The sequence below is a fragment of the Paenibacillus sp. FSL L8-0158 genome, from assembly GCF_038592965.1.
Classification (GTDB): Bacteria; Bacillota; Bacilli; order Paenibacillales; family Paenibacillaceae; genus Paenibacillus; species Paenibacillus polymyxa_D.
The window spans coordinates 3,284,931-3,303,185 of record NZ_CP151949.1 but is presented as its reverse complement, the minus strand read 5'-3'; the positions used below and the strand labels follow the sequence as shown (position 1 = coordinate 3,303,185).

Sequence of the window (18,255 nt, the reverse complement as noted above, 5' to 3'; positions counted from 1 at the left end):
GGATGGCTTACATTATTTCTACGGACAGAAAGAAAGGGAATTATCATGAAAATATTGAGAGTAGAAAGTACATTAGCGGCTTTAGTGCTCGGCGGCGCAGTGCTGGCAGGCTGCTCCAGTAATAGCGGGGCGGCTCAGGATATGGTCGTTCCGGTTAAAATCAGCCAAGCACAGCAGGGAATTATCGGACAGGGAAATATTTATACAGGAACGGTTACACCTTCGGAGACGGTGAACATCGTGCCTAAAGTGGGCGGTAAAGTGGTTGAGCTGCCTGTGGATATTGGCTCCGAGGTTAAAAAGGGTCAAGTACTGTTCAAGCTTGATGATAAGGATATGCGGAATAATGTTGCGAAAGCCCGCGCCGCAGCAGCAGCGGCAGCAGCCGGAGTAAGCACCGCTCAAGCATCCCACGAATCTACGATGGTTCAAGCAAACTCGGGCTTAGTGCAGTCCAAGAGTGGCGTGATTCAATCCCAAAGTGCAATCAATCAGGCACAGGGAGCTATTAATCAAGCCACTACAGCCGTAGAACAAGCAACACATGGTGTCTCCTCGGCAGCCAATACGGTGAAACAAACGCAGCAAGCTTTGGCAGATGCACAGAAAAATGTAACACGTACACAAAGTCTATTTGATGCAGGTGCGAGCACCCAAGCACAATTAGAACAAGCCAAAACAGCAGTCGTGAATGCGGAAGCGGCTTACAATAATGCACAAAATGCGCAGGCTAACGCGCAAGATCAGCTGGTAGCTGCGCAGAAGGCTCTAACTACAGCTCGCAACAGCTATGATTCAGCAAAAAATAGCTACAGTAATGCCAATAGCGGTTACAGTAATGCGCAAAATCAGCTCAAAGTATCTCAAAATACTGCGGTTATCGAGTCCAGCCAACAATCTCTTAAGCAGGCTCAGCTGAATGTGAACATTGCTCAGGACGCATTGGATGATACTGTTGTAACGTCACCGATCAATGGTATTGTGGGCACTAAAAATGCAGAAGTGGGCGAAATGGTATCCGCTCAGTCTCCTGCGCTGGTCATCGCTAATCTGAGTACGGTCAATACTTTGATCTATGTTCCAGCGGAACAGATCAACAATGTAAAAGCAGGTGACAAGGTACAGGTTCGTGTTGCAGCTTCCAACATTGTAACAACAGGTACAGTTAAAAATGTAAGCCCGTTGGATGCAAGTGGAAAAGGCTATCCTGTAAAAATCTCAGTAGCGAATCCAGACACGAAACTGAAATCCGGCATGTTGGCTGATATCAGCTTTGTCGCTGCCAATGCACAAGAAGGCATTGTGGTTCCTACTGCGGCAGTTCAAAAGGATCAAGGTAAAGAATATGTATATGTTGTAAACGGAGACCATGCGAAACGTAAGGAAGTGAAGACTGTTCAGACGGCAGGTTCACAAACACTCGTTACCAGTGGCTTGAGCAATGAGGAGAATGTGATCGTGAATAATCTGGCATTGCTGTCCGATAACTCACCGATTACAATTAGCCAATAATTAGGCTCTAAACTTACGTACTATATAATAGTAGAAGTTTTTTATGAATATGCAAAGACAGCCTGCTTAGCGGGCTGTCTTGTTTTTATTTCATTCAGCAAAATTTACATAGGATTAATGTCGATATGGGACTATTTTTGACGAACATTGGTAGAATAGGATAGACTAAATTGGAAATAGATAGTTTACGAGATCTCAGACAAGCGATCGGAGGAATTGTAAGATGGAAGTGAAATTGGTAGTGGATTATGAAGCTTACGAGAATGGCCAAACGATGGCTAAATCTATTGAGGAACTGGCAGCCAAGCCGGAGAGCGCGCAAGTTACAGATCTCATCATTGGAGATTGGGGCGGCGCCTATGAAAGTTCACCAGAGGATTTTATCCCAGTGTTAGTGAAGCTCAAAGATCAATTCCCTAAGATACGCAAACTGTTTATTGGTGATATGGAATACGATGAGTGTGAGGTTTCATGGATTAACCAGACGAATCTGTCCCCGTTGTTAGAAGCGTTTCCAGCATTGGAGTCCTTTCATATCAAAGGAAGCCAGGACCTGAGCTTGGAGCCGCTTCGTCATAACCATCTTCAAGAATTGGTTATTATCTGTGGTGGCCTGCCTGTGAGCGTTCTTCAGCAAATACGTAATGCCGAACTGCCTGAACTGCGCAAGTTGGAACTGTATTTGGGTGTCGAGAACTATGGCTTTGACGGTAACCTTAAAGATATTTTGCCGTTTTTAGACAGCAATCCTTTTCCCAAACTTACATACTTGGGACTCAAAGATAGTGAAATACAGGATGAAATTGCTATTGCAGCAGCTAATGCCCCTGTGATTGGACAATTGGAAGTGCTGGATCTCTCACAAGGTACGTTGTCTGATAAAGGTGCAGAAGCGCTACTGGCTAGTGAAAGTATAAAAGGGCTGAAGCATCTGGATTTGAGCTATCATTATATGTCTAGTGAAATGATGCAACGTTGGAAAAGCTCGGGTATATCTGTGAACGTGGAAGATCAACAAGAAGCGGATGAGGAAGATGATTGGCGCTATCCATCACTGACTGAGTAATTTGTACAAATGGATTTCTAAAACGGACTGTTTTCAAAATTAAAATGATCTAAAGTGAGGCGGCTCTATGGTTAGGATGTCAGACTGTATTGTCAGCGAGCCGTTTATCTTGTTCGGTAATCCGGGGAATCGTCGAACTACTGGGCTGCAGGAGGCGCGAAGCAGATTAATGCTTCCGCCCGCCCTGGAGGTTTCCTATAAGAATGTGCTGGAAGCTATTCGGCAGAAACAAGGTCTGAGCGAGCTGATGTTGCGAATAGCTGCACGAGCTACGCAAGATAGCGTGAATGGCAGTTCCTTTGTGCAAGAGAGCATTGATCAATTACTGGCGGGGCAGATGGACAGTGGTCCGCTGCTTCGTCTGGATGCACCGGGCGAAAGCTTTGAGGTAGAGCGTGAGTTGATTGCCCTGGGTGCCTCGGATGGTGAGGGAGACGATTCTCTGTTGCCATGGCCCGAATGGACACAAGGCACAGGTATATCGGCGGCAGAAGCGCGGCGTCTGCAGGAGCAGCACGGTCGTATTTGGCACCCGGCACAATGGTTCCGGGGCTATTGCCGTCTGCTGGCCTGGCTGCGAGATGAAGTGGCTCTGCTCTGGCCCTCGTCACACTGGATGAACGATCCGGCGGAAGTGGCCGTGATGTTCGACAAACGGCGTTGTAGCGCCGTTTTAGACAAGGCAGATATAAGGGTCCCGCCAGTGCTCGCATCTTCAGGTGGTGCATTTCGTGATGTTGTCGATCTGCACACGGCAATGAAGGAGAGCGGGTTTCACCGCGTATTTGTGAAAATATTTTGTGGGTCCGGTGCTTCTGGTGTCATGGCCTATCAGGTACACCCCCATACACACGCGGAACTGGCGGTGACCACGATTGGAACGGAAATCATACACGGACAGCGCGTGTATTATAATGCCGGACGATTGCGTCGTTATACGGATAAGCAGGACATTCATGCGATCCTTAATTGGCTATGCCTGGAAGGGGTACATGTGGAGCGCTGGATTCCCAAAGCGACTCTGAACGGGCGTGTTTATGATGTGCGCCAACTCGTGTGCGGATCAGAAGCTTGCCATGCGGTTTTACGTTTGAGCCACAGCCCCATTACCAATTTGCATTTGCGTAATGAGCGGCTCTCGCTGAAGGAAGCCGGATTACCACAGAATACGGTGGAATCGGTCCAGCTTACTGCGAAAGCCGCTATGAGTGTTTTTCCGGCGTCCATGGTTGCTGGACTGGATGTGCTGGTTCCGGCTCATGGGGGGCGTCCCTATGTGTTGGATGTTAATCCGTTCGGTGATTTGCTGTACCGGGTTGAACATCAGGGTTGGAATCCGTATGAATGGGAAATGCTGCACCTCGCTAATAGGAGCGTGGGTACGGAAAGGAAAGACAGATATGACTGATATGAATCAAATTGTCGGCTCTCATGATATTGTCATGATTACGCTTGATACTCTGCGTTATGACGTAGCAAAGCTGGAAGAAGAGAACTGTCCGAATTTGTGCGGCTCCGGGTCGTGGGAAAAGCGCCATACACCGGGTAGCTTTACCTATGCTGCACATCATGCTTTTTTTGGCGGATTTTTGCCGACTCCAGCGAATACGGATAAGACTTCACATATCCGTCTGTTTCACACCAAGGATACGGGACTGCGTACGCATCCACATACGTGGCTGTTCGATGCCCCGGATATTGTATCCGGGCTAGAGGGTGAAGGTTATCGGACCATCTGTATCGGCGGCGTTATTTTTTTCACAAAGAAAAATAAGCTTGCCAAGGTGCTGCCTGGATATTTTCAAGAAAGCTACTGGCGTATGAACTTTGGTGTTACCAACCCCCGTTCGACGGAGAATCAGGTGAATCATGCTCTGAAACTGTTGGAAAATGCAGACCCGTCACAGCGCTTGTTTTTGTTTCTGAATGTATCAGCGATCCATGGGCCTAATCATTATTTTGTGAAAGGCGCAGCCAAAGATTCAGTGGAGTCTCAACGAGCAGCCTTACGGTATGTGGATGGTGAACTTGGACGTTTGTTTGATGCTTTGCGAAATCGGGGCAAGACGTTTTGCATGGCTTTTTCCGATCATGGTACAGCTTATGGGGAAGACGGCTATGAAGGACATCGTCTGGCGCATGAAGTAGTTTGGAATGTGCCTTACCGCGAATTTATTTTGTAGAGCAAATAGAAATATAGATTGCACTGGTAAAATATCTAGAAATCAATCCAGCGCGAGGAAGGAGCAGAAATGAAAGCCATGAATCTGAATCACTCGCATCCAACGGGTGCGCCAGCCCCGGAGATAGACACAAACTTAGCACCGTCTAGGTTTCAGTGGCCTGAAACTCCTGCTGAATGGGCACGCACAATCCGTGAAGCTCCTTACCGCTCCTATCTGTACTCTTACCCGCATAAAACGGCCTATCGTCCGTTTGATACACCACTCTCATTACAAGAGTTGTGGGAGAAGGAGGAGTTAGAAAGCTATTTTTTGTATATGCATATTCCATTTTGTGCGGCTCGCTGTGGATTTTGTAACCTGTTCACTTTGCCGGACAAGCGTCTGGATGTACATAAGGAGTATGTGGATGCGCTAGAAAGACAAGCCAAGCAGTGGGCACCCATTATGGGTCGTCGGCCTTTTTCACGTTTTGCGATCGGCGGCGGTACACCGACCTTACTGGAGGCTCCTTTGGTGGAGCGCTTGTTTGACATTGCGGAAAATATTATGGGACTGGACCCTAAGCGAGCTTCTATTTCGGTGGAAACCTCTCCCGATACTGTGACTGAGGACAGGTTGGAGGTGCTCAAGCGCCGCGGGACAGATCGTGTCAGCATAGGAATTCAGAGCTTCGTGGAATCAGAAAGTGCCGCCATATACCGACCTCAGAAGCCCAAACTTGTTAGAGAAGCACTTGAGCGGCTGGTGGAATACAACTTTCCTTTGCTGAACGTGGATCTGATCTATGGCTTGCCTGGTCAAACGGTGGAAACCTGGCTGTATTCTTTAGAGGAAGCCCTGTCTTACTCGCCAGGAGAGATATTTCTTTATCCGTTATATATTCGAGAAAATACGATTTTAAAGCCAGGCTATACCGGGCTGGATCATGATATTCGCCTTAGCTTGTATGAAGTGGCGCGCGAACGGCTCAAACAAGCAGGATATGTACAATATTCCATGCGCCGTTTTGCTAAAAATGATGATATATCCAGCAAAGAGCTTTTGCCCTACAGTTGCCAGGAGGAAGGTATGGCTGGTCTGGGGTGTGGTGCACGCTCCTATACACGCAATGTCCACTATGCCAGCCGTTATGGGGTTAGTGCAGCAGCTACGCGTAGCATTATCGCAGATTATGTTGATGCGGAACGTCATGATCTGGCTGACTACGGCTTTATTTTAAATCAGGATGAGAGTAAGCGGCGCTTTATCCTGAAGGCGCTTCTTCATCGGGAAGGTTTGGAGCTATCGGCCTATGCAGAGCGCTTCGGTGTATCCCTGTCGGACGATTTTACAGGAATGTCGTTGCTGCTGGAATCTGGTATGGCTGTCGTCGAGGAGGGTACGCTGCTGCGACTTACAGAGGAAGGAATGGCCTATTCCGATGCGATTGGGGACTGGATGATCTCCACGTCAGTACGTGAGCGCATGGAAGGATATGTAGGAGCATGAGAGCGACCTTATATTATCGTGGTTCGTTGACCTCGTGCAACTATGCTTGCCCTTATTGCCCGTTCAGTAAAAACATTGATAGTCGGGAAACGTTGAACAAGGATCGGGCCCAGTTGGAACGTTTTGCTGATTGGGTACGGGAACAGGGCGCTTTGGGGCATCGTCTCTCTATTTTTTTTAATCCGTATGGAGAAGCCTTGATTCATTCCTGGTATCGCAAGACCATGATTGAGTTTTCCCACATGGCGCATGTGGAAAAAGTGGCGGTACAGACGAATCTCTCGACTAAGCTGGATTGGACGAAAGAACTGAACGCGGAGACTGCTGCGCTGTGGGCTACATATCACCCTGGAGAGACGAAAGAGCAAGTTTTTATATCGCAGGCTATGAAGCTATATGAACTTGGTATTTCCTATAGTGTCGGTACCGTCGGGTTAAGACAAGCATTCCCAGCTATTCGTTCCTTAAGATCGCAACTTCCAACGGATGTTTATTTGTGGATCAACGCCTACAAGGATCGACCCCATTATTATACAGATGCTGAAGTTACTGAATTAACTGCGATCGACCCCTATTTTCAATGGAATTTAAAGGATTATAGCAGTCAGGGACGGGCATGTCGCGCCGGTGAAGATGTATTTTATGTCCAGGGTGACGGAAGAGTAAAACACTGCTATCAGGATCGACGGGTACTTGGACATTTATATAGGGATGGTCTTGAGGGTCTGAGTGGCAAACGTCCGTGCCGGATGAAAGAATGCGGCTGCTATATCGGCTATATTCATATGGAAGAGCAGCCATTTCGGGAAATGTACGGTAGTGGCTTACTCGAAAGAGTGCCGCAAGTACAGGTATCTCCGGTTCCATCATTTAGCAGACAGGCTGTTCATAGAGATAATGAATCCATATAACAAGGGTTGTCCACTTCTATATGTAATACTATAGCACCTTGATCTATTAGAGAAACGATCAACAAAAAACCGACCCTTGCCATCAAGCAAAGGTCGGTTCTTTTGTTGATAATAACTCTATACGACTGTTCTATGCGAAATAATCAAGTTTGGACAATAGCAGTAATTTCTTCATCCAGATCCAACCTGATTTGTTCGCGATAGGCACGAATATTGTATTCGGAATATAGGTATCTCAGAATGGCTTCAATCATATTGGCTTCCACCAGATATTGACTGCGGCCCTGTACATGGACTTCTGCTGAATAACCTGTATCCTCTTCCCAGCTTAGTTCTACTGTCACATCCGTGGGCTGGACACCTTTACGTTCAGCCATATGCAAGCAAATAGCGTTGACAATCTCATCCATACTCAAAATCATAGCTTAGTAACGTCCTCCGCGGGAATCATCTGGTCTGCGACGATTTTTAATAGCACGGTAGATACCTACTCCGACCATGATCAGGACGTAAATGGCAAGAACGTTAACGGCAAGGCCAAGCAAGCTGCCCAATGCGCCCATGTTGCCGAACAATCCACCGAAGAGCATACCTGCCAAACCGCCTAGCATCATACCCTTCAGGAATCCGCCGCCACCGCCAAGGAATCCACCAGTTCTGTTTGTATTACCAGCAGTAGCCCCTGACTTGGTTCCGCTATCTGACTTATTAATGCCATTGCTGTCACTCGCCTTGCTTGGTGTAGATTGGTATGATTTAGGCCCGGATTTAAACCCGCCGCCTCGCCTTGCATCAGCTGTAGATGGTGCGATCATAGCAATGAGTAGGGTAAAAGCCATCATCAGCATCATCATATTTTTCAAAGTGAATGTTTTTTTCATGTAAATATAATCCCCCTTAGTAAAATGTTTTATAGGTCAAACAACCGCTTACCAGTAATACGAATGGCATGGAAAAGGGTTTCAAAGAATTTTAATTTTTAAAAAATTAAATAATAACGTCCCATAAATCCTATGCATGGATAGCAAAAGCATTCAGCTTTACGGCTTAAGTGAAAACGGATTAGTGTCCGCACTGACATCACCGGCAAGCAGCATGCGAAGAACCATTTGGCACCATTCCAGACCTGCTTTAGCATTCAAAAGTCCTTTTTGTACTAAAATATAGTCACCAAAGTTCTTACTGCCAAAATGTAAATTCTCTGCGGGAATATCGTTCAGGATATCCTCAAGATGCTGGATTTTCTGAATAAAATGACGTTTGCGTTCCTCCAGCATACGATTGGCACTACTTTTGTCCGTTAACCAAAGACAGAACAGTCGAAGACTTAATTCATCCCGTGTAACCGGAGCAGCTAACGCTTCCTGGGACCATTGTTGAAGCATATGGATTCCCTTGTCGGTAATGGTATACATTTTCTTATCAGGCTTGTCGGACTGCTGAATCCAACGGGAGGCTAGCAGTTCCTTGCTCTCCATACGGGCCAGTAGCGGATAGATCTGACTGTGCTTGGCCTGCCAAAAAGGCTGGATACGCAACATCAGATCATAGCCGGAGGATTCCTCTCTTGCGAGAAGCCCCAACAGACCATACGATAGTAAATTCATAGATCTTATCTCCTTCATCCATCATAGTAACGGTTGTAACAGCACTGCGGCAGGTATTCTGCAGCTTCATGAAAAGTGTACACTGAAACTGTATGGTTTGACAACTTTCAGTCAGGTCGTTCACAGGTTAGCCAAAATTGGCTCCTGTCATTCTCCACGTATATGCGCTTTTTTTCATAAAAAAGGTAGTTTAAGCTCGTACTCACGAGCTTAAACTACCTTGGTAACCTTCTGCCGAAGCGTATTCTATTTACTGTTCATTCCCATCAACGAGAAGTGTCAACGCTCCTGTATCTGGATGAATAACCATGCCGTGAACGGGGGCATTAGGAGGGAGAAGCGGGTGATTTTTAATAAGCTTCACGGTAGTTCTTACCCCTTCTTCGATGTTGTCAAAACCTTTTAACCATTTATTTAGCTTAATTCCTGAATTTTCTAATGTATTCAGCACTTCCTGAGAAATTCCGCGATCGAGCATTTCATTGACCATGTGGTCTGCATTTAATGCAGCCATGCCACACTCATAATGACCTACAACGACTACTTCGTCTGCTCCCAGCTCATACAGGGCGACTAGCACACTGCGCATTACACTTCCAAAGGGTTGTGAAATAATCGCACCCGCATTTTTGATAATTTTTACATCACCGTTGCGCAAGTTCATGGCTTTCGGGAGTAACTCCGTTAGCCGTGTATCCATACAAGTGATAATGACCATTTTTTTATTGGGGAACTTGCCCGTTCTATAGGCCTCGTATTCTTTGTTTTCTACGAAAACACGATTGTACTCTAAAATTTCTTTGATGTGATTCACGATTGTTCCCTCCAGATTCTATTAAAGTTTGATATGTACAGCCCAACGTTTATTTTAGGTCTTAGGAGCTGGTCGTACATGTTGTGTGTTGATTATACTTTTTAATATAAGTATCATCAAGTATAGGTATTGTAAAGTTTTATCCATTTTAAGTTAAAGAGGTGACCTCAAATATGGCGCAACAGACGTTGGATCAATTGACGGCTTTAAAGGAGCTTTCACACAAAATCAGTAGTTATGGCGAAGCAGTAGGTCTGCTGCACTGGGATTTACGAACTGGTGCTCCGCGCAAGGGTGTTGACATTCGGTCGGAGACGTTGGGTATGCTGTCCACTGAAATGTTCAAGCTGATGATCTCGGATGAAATGGGACAATTGCTGCAATTTTTTGCCACAGAAGACAAGCTGGAGCAACTGGAGGACAATGATCGCAGATTGGTGGAGGAATGCCGTAAAAATTATGACCTGAATCGTTCGGTTCCGGCAGACCGATACCGGGATTATAGCATTCTCGCAGCGCAGGCAGAGAGCAAGTGGGAGGACGCAAAGGAACATAGCGATTTTGCCGGATTTGAACCCTACTTGTCTAAAATCGTAGACATGAAGCGTGAATTTATCGGCTACTGGGGGGTTAAGGATACCGATTATGACACGCTTTTGGATCAATATGAGCCGGGGATGACGGTTGAAAAACTGGATGCTGTGTTTGATCGTCTCAAAAAGCGCCTTGTGCCACTATTGTCTAAAATTCAGGCTTCACCGAATCAGCCAGATAAGAGCTTTTTAGATGGTGTGTTTGATGTGAAGCAGCAGGAGAAGTTCAGCCTGTTCATTTTAGGTCAGATGGGGTATGACTTTGACGCAGGTCGCTTGGATGAGAGCGTACATCCTTTCGCAACAGGATTAAATCCAGGTGATGTGCGTATAACAACACATTATCTGCAAGATGATGTAACCAGTGCTATTTTCAGTTCGTTGCATGAAGGAGGCCATGCGCTGTACGAACAAAATATTGCTCCTGAGCTAGCAGGATCACTACTGTCGGGAGGAACCTCTATGGGGATTCATGAATCCCAGTCCCGCTTGTGGGAAAATAAAATCGGACGCAGTCGTGCTTTCTGGGATCGGTATTACGATGATTTGCAAAAGCATTTTCCTGATCGTTTGGCAAAGGTTACGGCAGAGCAATTCTACCGGGCAGTCAACCGTGTGGAAAATTCACTGATTCGTATTGAAGCGGATGAGCTAACATATAATTTACATATCATTATCCGTTATGAAATTGAAAAAATGTTGTTTAATGAAAAGCTGGATGTGAAGCGTCTCCCTGAGGTGTGGAATGCGAAATATAAGGAATACCTGGGGTTACTTCCACCGAATGATGGACTGGGCGTACTTCAAGACGTTCACTGGTCCGGTGGTGATTTTGGCTATTTTGCTTCTTACTCGCTTGGCAATATGTATGCAGCACAAATTTTGGCGACATTACACAAAGAGTTGCCAAATCTGGATGACTTAATTGCTGCTGGAGAACTTGAGCCGATCAAACAATGGCTGACCGAACGTATTTACCGTTACGGCAAGAGTCGGACGCCTTCCGAGTTGATTGTAGCCATTACAGGTGAGGATCTGAACCCGGATTATCTCGCCGACTACCTGGAAAAGAAATATACCTCTATATACAAGCTGTAAATCATATAGCATTTCCCCCACGTTCCCGGGCGAACGTGGGTTTTTTTTTTGCAATTAACCAATATATCGACAACCGCATAACAATATATGAAGTCAACCGATGTAAAAAGGTGGGGAGGGAACAAGGATGAAAAACGGCGCTCGTTGCAAAGCTGTGGTGGCTGCGGCACTACTCGGATTACTGTTGCTCAGTGGATGCACCCCTAAAGGAGGGGAGCAGACGATTGAGATCAGACTAGGCGAGGTAGCCCGTACGGTCTTTTATGCGCCGCAGTATGTAGCCTTGAGCCAAGGAATGTTTGCTCAGGAGGGACTGGATGTCCAATTGGCAACGATTCCCGGGGGTGACAAGGCGATGACGGCGTTGTTGTCCAATCAGGCGGATATCGCGCTCATCGGCGCGGAAACATCTATTTATGTGTATCAGCAAGGAGCAGAGGACCCTATCATTAATTTTGCCCAACTGACACAGAAGGATGGAACCTTTTTGTTTGCCCGCCAAACGCAGGATAACTTTGTATGGGAAAAGCTGAAAGAACAAAATTTTCTGGGGCAACGCAAGGGCGGAATGCCGCAAATGTCACTTGAATTTACGCTTCGCAAACACGGCATTGATCCTCATAAGGATCTGAAGCTGATTCAAAATATTGATTTTGCTAATGTTGCTTCTGCTTTCGGCTCGGGTACAGGGGATTATGTACAGCTGTTTGAGCCACAGGCATCTATTTTTGAAAAGGCAGGTCGTGGGCGGGTAGTTGCCTCTATCGGTGTGGAGAGCGGCGAGTTGCCGTATACGGTATATATGGCTAAGCAAAGCTACCTGAAGACAAATAGCGAGGCTGCACAGAGGTTTACAAATGCTGTATATCGGGCACAACAGTGGATTGCTACGCATTCACCTGAACAGATTGCCGAAGCAATCACGCCCTATTTTAAAGATACAGATTTAGCTATTTTGACGAGTAGTATCAAGCGATATAAGGAACAGAGTACCTATGCTTTGAACCCGATGATTGAGGAAAAGGAATGGAAGAACTTACAGGATGTCATGACCTCGGCAGGGGAGCTTAAAAGTCCAGTTGCACTGGATAAGCTAGTGAACCCAAGTTTAGCACAACAAGCGATTTCGTCAAACTCTACCGGAAATACTGAACCGCCTGTGAAAAAGAGCACAACTGAATCTACGGATGCAGGTGTCGACGCTGGAGGTTCGTCATGATGGAGGAACGGAGTGATCTAACTTCGGACGCGACCAGCCCGATGGTGAGACTGGAGCAAGTGACGCATGTCTATGTAACGGATCGTGAAGCTTCGCTGGCGGTTGAGAATATTGATTTTTCCGTAGAGACAGGGGAGTTTGTCAGCTTGGTCGGCCCAAGCGGCTGCGGCAAAACGACGATCCTGTCCATGATCGCAGGGCTACTGCGTCCAGCGGCAGGCCAAGTTATGTTGCAAGGTCAGCGGGTAAGTGGGCCGAGTCCAGAAGTCGGTTACATGCTGCAGCAGGATTATCTGTTCCCGTGGCGGACGATAATGGATAACGCATTGTTGGGTCTGGAACTAGCCAACAGAGTAGATGAAGCTGCGCGTGAGCGGACACGGCTGTTGCTTGAAGGCATGGGTCTGGGAGGGAAGGAGCATCTGCATCCATCCCAGTTGTCTGGGGGAATGCGCCAGCGCGTGGCGCTGGTACGGACGCTGGCAACTAATCCGGGACTGCTGCTGCTGGATGAGCCGTTCTCCGCGCTGGATTATCAAACCAAGCTACAGCTGGAAGATCTGATTGCGGAAACCTTGCGCGAGCGGAGGAAGACGGCTATTTTAGTCACACATGATTTGGCCGAGGCCATTGCGGTCAGTGACCGGATTATAGTGATGGGTCGAAATCCTGGTCATGTCCGACGTACCTTCGAGATTCCGGGTTGCATCCGAGAAGCTCAGCCTTTTTATGCACGCGAGCAGCCGGGTTTTAATGAGCTTTTTCATGAAATATGGGGTGAACTGGAGGCTTCGGGAGCAAAGGAGTGAGTTAACGTATGAAGGACGAAGCGGATCAGCTTGAGCAACGTTGGATTCAAGGACTACATCAGGCGTATTTACGCAGCAGGCGTTCACAACGATGGTTAGTGACAGGGGTACAGACAGCTATTTTACTGCTTTTGTTTGTATTATGGGAAATTGCAGGTCGATTGAAGTGGATTGATGTACTGCTGTTCAGCTATCCGAGCAAAATTTTCACCCAGATCGGTAAGGATGCGGTCAGTGGTGAATTATGGGGACATGTAGGTGTCACCGTGGGAGAGACGATGGCGGGGTTTTTACTCGGTACACTGTTAGGTACGTTGCTGGCTGTACTTATTTGGTGGTCACCGTTTTTGTCGAGGGTGCTTGACCCCTATATGGTCGTGTTCAACAGTATGCCTAAGGTGGCGCTAGGTCCAATTTTTATCGTTATGTTTGGGGCGGGATTTACTGCTATCCTAATGACAACCCTCTCCATTACGGTCATCATTACGACACTAGTCGTATACAACAGCTTTCAGGAAGTCGATTCGAATCTAATCAAAGTGGTTCGCACGTTTGGCGGATCACGCCGTGATACGTTTCAAAAGGTGATTTTGCCTGCATCCTTTCCTGCAATTGTCTCTACACTAAAAGTGAATGTGGGTATGGCATGGGTTGGCGTGATTGTTGGTGAATTTCTGGTGGCTAAAAACGGCTTAGGCTATTTGATTATCTATGGTTTTCAGGTATTCAATTTCACGCTGGTTATGTCCAGTTTGTTGATCATTGCTGTCGTAGCTACTCTGATGTATCAGGCGGTCGTGTATGTGGAGCATCGTCTGCTTTTCGGTCGTCCTCATCGGTAATAATAAAAGTTCTGAACATTTGTGTAAAACGTGAAAATAAAGTACCATGAAAAATGAAAACACTTAAAATTTATGAAAATGTTAAAACAGATTTCATCCAGAGAGGACAGAATTTTTTCATGGGCTTTCGTACGATTAAAACGGCTATTGCCGCATTAATGGCCGTACTTATTGCGGAGGGTTTTGGCATTCATGGTGCTACCTCAGCAGGGCTTTTAGCGATTTTGGGGGTGGATGTCACACGCAAGAGAAGTCTCCGTACTATTTCGGCGAGATTTTTTGCATCCGTCGTGGGGCTTCTTTTTGCTTGTGTTTTGTTTGTGGTATTCGGATTCCATGATTGGGTACTGGCATTATATATTTTAACGGCGTTTCCAGTCATTGTACGGGTGGGCTTTAAAGAAGGGATTGTCACCGGTTCGGTCGTGGTTTTTCGCGTATTCAGCGGCGGCGTGATTGATATGGAGGTACTGCTGACCCAGCTAGGTCTGCTAGTGATTGGACTGGGTTCCGCGATGATTGTCAATTTAGCCTATATGCCGGGTTCTGATAATACCATGCAACAAATTCGGCAGGAGGTAGATCGGACATTTTCTGTTATATTCAGAAATATGGCCAATACGCTGCGCAGTCCAGCATACATATGGGATGGCAAGGAAGTTATTGAAGCGAACAGCGTGATAGCCAAAGGGGTCACTGAGGCGGGACGTTCCTTGGAAAATCAGATGCTTCGTCCCCAGGAGGGCTGGAATGTGTATTTTTATATGCGAAAAGAACAGCTGGATTCGATCCAAAACATGATGCAGTTGATCGCACAAATGTATCAGCATATGCCGCAGGCCAAGCTTCTGGCCGAGCTGTTCGACCAGCTTAGCAATGATGTTTTGGCTGGACATTATACGGGACAGACCGAGAAGCTGCTGGAGCAGGTTCGTGAAGAATTTAAAGCAATGGAGCTTCCCGCAACCCGGGAGGAATTTGAGATTCGTTCGGCATTATTGCAGCTTACACATGAGCTTCATCAGTATTTGAAAATTGCGAAAAAGGACAAGGCCCCTACTCCAGTAAGAAATTAGAGTAAAGGCCTTGAGCGGCTACTATCCATGACGGGCAGTAGCCTTTTCTTGTTCAGTGACAGTAGAAGCCGGATGGGTCAAAGTCCGTTTGTGCCGAATTCGGTCTGTGATCCATAAGACAGCGGTGATCAGGCAAGGATACAGCATAGCCCATCCGACAAAGGGGAAAACGACCGCTGTAGAGATAAACGATATCCAACTAATGGCAACGCCCCAGCGACTACCACGTAGAAGCTTAATTCCTGCTGCACAACCGCCGAGATAGGTGAGAATAAAGGTGGCGTTCGGGAACTGGATCAGGTTAGTGAGTGAAACAGTACCACTACCGTACAACACCATAATGATCACGAAGCAGACGCTAAGAAAAGCAATGCCTCCGATAGGGGTATGGAATCGTTGCGATAACCTGCCCATCCAGCGAAAGGCCTGTCCTTGCCGGGATAAAGCATAAGCGACACGTGAAGCGGCACCCACATAAGTAATAATAGTAGCGGTACAAATAAAGATACCCGTCAAGCCTGCAATTATCGCGCCCCATGGCCCAATAGCCCGACTAATCACCCATACGAGCGAAGCATCCGAATCCCCTGCAAGGTAACTTTGTGTGCCCACAGTAGCCAGCGCAGTTAAGAAATAAAGCAAACCAACAATGACGGCTGCAATGGTCACACCTCTAACGGCCGCCCGCCGGGGATTAGTGAATTCCTCTGACATATGGGACACGGCCTCCCAACCGATAAAGCACCAAAACAGAATCGCAGCCGCTTGACCGACGGAGAGCCAGCCATGCGGAACATACGGGGTGAAGTGGACTGTTTTCATCTGAGGAAGTGCTGCGGCAATGGCGAATATAAGGACGGCAACGATAGCTATAACGACTGCGATCTGAATACGTCCCGCGACCTTCATGCCGATCCAATTGATGATCAGGCCCACCGCCAGCATAGCAGCGGCTAACATCATGCGGCTTTCCTCTCCCCAGCCCATGGCTGCGGTCATATAGCCTGCTCCGGTGAGTGCGGCAACAGGTGCCCCAATCGGAACCGACATGAGAAAAAACCACCCGATATAAGCACCGGCACGTGGTGAAAAGGCCAACGTGACAAAATGCGATACCCCGCCCGCATTCGGAAATTTGGCGGATAGAAGACCCATGGAAAGTGCCATTGGCAGGATGAGCAGGGTCATAAAGCCCCATGCCAGCAGCGATGCCGGCCCCGCCATTTGGGCAGCAAGACCAGGCACGATCAATATCCCCGAACCCAGTACAGCCCCGATATAGAGCGCAATGGCCTGTGGAAGGCCAATGGTGGATTGAAGTTTACTTTCATTTGTCATGCAGAAAAGCCTTCTTTCTCTTGTTATTTTCTCCAGCTTATCAGATAATCGATCTATCGGAAAAACGGAATATAACGATGGCTTGCATCGAAAAAACCGATTGAAGGAGCGGATTATGGAATCGCGGCATTTGTTTACCTTTTTAAATGTAGTTGAGGCAGGCAGTTTTACGCGAGCAGCGCGTATACTGGATTATGCACAGTCGAGTATCACTGCTCAAATTCAAACGCTGGAGACAGAGTTGGGTACGCCGCTTTTTGATCGCATCGGCAAGAAAATCATGTTGACGGATGCCGGACGACGTCTACTCCCCTATGCCCAGGAAATTTCCAAGATGCATGCTATGGCTAAGGATGCGCTTCGTTCAGAAACGGAATTGGCGGGCACACTGAAAATAGGAGCACCAGAATCTCTGGCCGCTTTTCGTCTACCGAGTCTGATCCGTGAGTACAGGGAACGGTATCCGAAGGTTAAAATTGTCCTCAAACCCGGCGAATGCTGGGAATTACGCGATTTGATCCGTTCCGGTGAGCTGGATTTGGCTTTTTTGCTTCAGCCCGAGACAGAGGATAGAGAACTCAATGTCACCACGCTTATTCACGAGCCGATGGCCTTGGTTGCGCCACTTGAGCATTCACTGGTTACCTATACCCAGGTAGAGCCTGCCGACTTGAAGGATGAAACCATTTTGCATACAGAGGCAGGATGTACGTATCGTATCCTTTTTGAGCAGTATTTGAATAAACACGGTATTTTTTCAGACCCTAGCCTGGAATTTTGGAGTATTGAAGCCATCAAGCAGTGTGTCATGGCTGGGCTGGGTATTGCGTTGCTCCCGCTAGTAACGGTACAAAATGAGCTGCGAGAAGGTAAAATGGCGCGTTTAGCCTGGGATGACAGTGAACAGCAGGTGGCTACTCAGGTCGCTTATCACACGAAAAAGTGGAAATCCCCGGCTCTTAGCGAATTTTTACAGATCGTTGAGCAGCATGTAACACATTGGCGTGCATGAGTTCAAGCCATCGCGGCATATGCTTATACAAATAATATTTTTTCCTTTTCGCCTATTCACTCAACATTCGCCCACAACCTGCATACATATGTATGGAATGATTGATTGTATGGAGGAGGTTCAAGAATGGCATTAAGTCATAAAAATCGTAGAGAGATTATTACCAAAGCGATCTGTGGTAAAGGTCGCAGATTCTCTACCGTAACCCATACCGTAACTCCGCCGAATAATCCGACGAGCATTTTAGGGGCATGGATTATTAACCACCAGTATGAAGCTGTGGCGGCGGGGGACGGCATTGAGGTCGTCGGGACGTATGATATCAATATTTGGTACTCATACGATAAAAACTCGCAGACCGATGTGGCTAAGGAAACGGTGTCGTACGTAGAAAATGTGCCGCTCTCGTATCTTGATCCGAAGCACCGGGCGTCAACAGTGGAAGTATCCGCCGAAGCTACACAGGAGCCGAGTTGTGTCGAGGCCAGTGTGTCTTCTGGAGGTGGCAGCGTAATGATCCGGGTCGAGCGGGAATTTGCGGTGGAGCTGGTGGCGGAAACGAAGATTGTTGTAGAAGTATTCCCGAATGGCAGCAGCGATGATTTTGACAAAGACTTTGATTTTGGAGCGGAAGAGGGGGACTATGAGGAGCTCGACCCCGACCTCATTGACGACGAGCTCTGA

At 47.2% G+C, this 18,255-nt stretch carries 18 protein-coding genes; 13 read left to right on the top strand and 5 right to left on the bottom strand.

Annotated features, from left to right (window positions below):
- The first annotated feature begins 45 nt into the window (after positions 1-45).
- From NSQ68_RS14310 to NSQ68_RS14285, 6 genes are all read left to right on the top strand, one after another.
- Complete coding sequence (locus NSQ68_RS14310; protein WP_039271208.1) at positions 46-1,512, top strand: efflux RND transporter periplasmic adaptor subunit; 1,467 nt, start codon at positions 46-48, stop codon at positions 1,510-1,512.
- 223 nt (positions 1,513-1,735) lie between these two features.
- Positions 1,736-2,578 (top strand): STM4015 family protein, encoded by an 843-nt coding sequence (locus tag NSQ68_RS14305; protein ID WP_342426332.1) that lies wholly within the window; start codon positions 1,736-1,738, stop codon positions 2,576-2,578.
- Between the two features lie 67 nt (positions 2,579-2,645).
- Positions 2,646-3,986 carry an STM4014 family protein gene (locus NSQ68_RS14300; RefSeq protein WP_342426331.1) on the top strand — a complete coding sequence of 447 codons (1,341 nt, stop codon included), beginning with the start codon at positions 2,646-2,648 and terminating at the stop codon, positions 3,984-3,986.
- Positions 3,979-4,761: an STM4013/SEN3800 family hydrolase gene (locus tag NSQ68_RS14295; RefSeq protein WP_342426330.1), complete on the top strand. Its 783-nt coding sequence runs from the start codon at positions 3,979-3,981 to the stop codon at positions 4,759-4,761. The genes NSQ68_RS14300 and NSQ68_RS14295 overlap by 8 nt, the downstream gene beginning before the upstream one ends.
- 69 nt (positions 4,762-4,830) lie before the next feature.
- The gene (locus tag NSQ68_RS14290) at positions 4,831-6,252 is read left to right on the top strand and encodes an STM4012 family radical SAM protein (protein ID WP_342426329.1); all 1,422 of its coding nucleotides are present in this window, start codon (positions 4,831-4,833) and stop codon (positions 6,250-6,252) included.
- Entirely contained in the window at positions 6,249-7,163 is a 915-nt protein-coding gene (locus NSQ68_RS14285; RefSeq protein WP_342426328.1) for an STM4011 family radical SAM protein, read from the top strand. Before NSQ68_RS14290 ends, NSQ68_RS14285 begins: the two co-directional genes overlap by 4 nt.
- Positions 7,164-7,306: 143 nt before the next feature.
- On the opposite strand, the gene NSQ68_RS14280 is transcribed toward NSQ68_RS14285, so the two are convergent.
- From NSQ68_RS14280 to NSQ68_RS14265, 4 genes are all read right to left on the bottom strand, one after another.
- On the bottom strand, positions 7,307-7,585 hold the full coding sequence (locus NSQ68_RS14280; RefSeq protein ID WP_013310599.1) for a YxcD family protein: 279 nt from the start codon (positions 7,583-7,585) through the stop codon (positions 7,307-7,309).
- A gap of 3 nt (positions 7,586-7,588) precedes the next feature.
- On the bottom strand, positions 7,589-8,044 hold the full coding sequence (locus tag NSQ68_RS14275; RefSeq protein ID WP_029518131.1) for a hypothetical protein: 456 nt from the start codon (positions 8,042-8,044) through the stop codon (positions 7,589-7,591).
- A gap of 159 nt (positions 8,045-8,203) precedes the next feature.
- Entirely contained in the window at positions 8,204-8,770 is a 567-nt protein-coding gene (locus tag NSQ68_RS14270) for a PadR family transcriptional regulator (RefSeq protein WP_307345862.1), read from the bottom strand.
- Between the two features lie 250 nt (positions 8,771-9,020).
- On the bottom strand, positions 9,021-9,584 hold the full coding sequence (locus tag NSQ68_RS14265) for a carbonic anhydrase (protein ID WP_029518130.1): 564 nt from the start codon (positions 9,582-9,584) through the stop codon (positions 9,021-9,023).
- 173 nt (positions 9,585-9,757) lie between these two features.
- Between NSQ68_RS14265 and NSQ68_RS14260 the strand changes: the two genes are divergently transcribed.
- The 5 genes from NSQ68_RS14260 (at position 9,758) to NSQ68_RS14240 (ending at position 15,221) form a co-directional block, all read left to right on the top strand.
- Positions 9,758-11,275 carry a carboxypeptidase M32 gene (locus NSQ68_RS14260; protein WP_342426327.1) on the top strand — a complete coding sequence of 506 codons (1,518 nt, stop codon included), beginning with the start codon at positions 9,758-9,760 and terminating at the stop codon, positions 11,273-11,275.
- A gap of 127 nt (positions 11,276-11,402) precedes the next feature.
- Complete coding sequence (locus tag NSQ68_RS14255; protein ID WP_342426326.1) at positions 11,403-12,494, top strand: ABC transporter substrate-binding protein; 1,092 nt, start codon at positions 11,403-11,405, stop codon at positions 12,492-12,494.
- Positions 12,491-13,303, top strand: coding sequence for an ABC transporter ATP-binding protein (locus NSQ68_RS14250; RefSeq protein ID WP_342426325.1), 813 nt, complete (start codon positions 12,491-12,493; stop codon positions 13,301-13,303). Before NSQ68_RS14255 ends, NSQ68_RS14250 begins: the two co-directional genes overlap by 4 nt.
- A gap of 8 nt (positions 13,304-13,311) precedes the next feature.
- Complete coding sequence (locus NSQ68_RS14245; RefSeq protein ID WP_342426324.1) at positions 13,312-14,145, top strand: ABC transporter permease; 834 nt, start codon at positions 13,312-13,314, stop codon at positions 14,143-14,145.
- Between the two features lie 119 nt (positions 14,146-14,264).
- On the top strand, positions 14,265-15,221 hold the full coding sequence (locus NSQ68_RS14240) for an aromatic acid exporter family protein (RefSeq protein WP_029518125.1): 957 nt from the start codon (positions 14,265-14,267) through the stop codon (positions 15,219-15,221).
- 21 nt (positions 15,222-15,242) lie between these two features.
- Here the strand turns inward: NSQ68_RS14240 and NSQ68_RS14235 are convergent, their stop codons facing one another.
- Positions 15,243-16,559, bottom strand: a complete 1,317-nt coding sequence (locus NSQ68_RS14235; protein WP_342426323.1) for an amino acid permease — start codon at positions 16,557-16,559, stop codon at positions 15,243-15,245.
- A gap of 115 nt (positions 16,560-16,674) precedes the next feature.
- On the opposite strand from NSQ68_RS14235, the gene NSQ68_RS14230 reads away from it, so the two are divergent.
- A complete protein-coding gene (locus tag NSQ68_RS14230) occupies positions 16,675-17,571 on the top strand; it encodes a LysR family transcriptional regulator (RefSeq protein WP_029518123.1) in 897 nt (298 codons plus the stop codon).
- Positions 17,572-17,697: 126 nt separating this feature from the next.
- A complete protein-coding gene (locus NSQ68_RS14225) occupies positions 17,698-18,255 on the top strand; it encodes an outer spore coat protein CotE (protein ID WP_013310588.1) in 558 nt (185 codons plus the stop codon).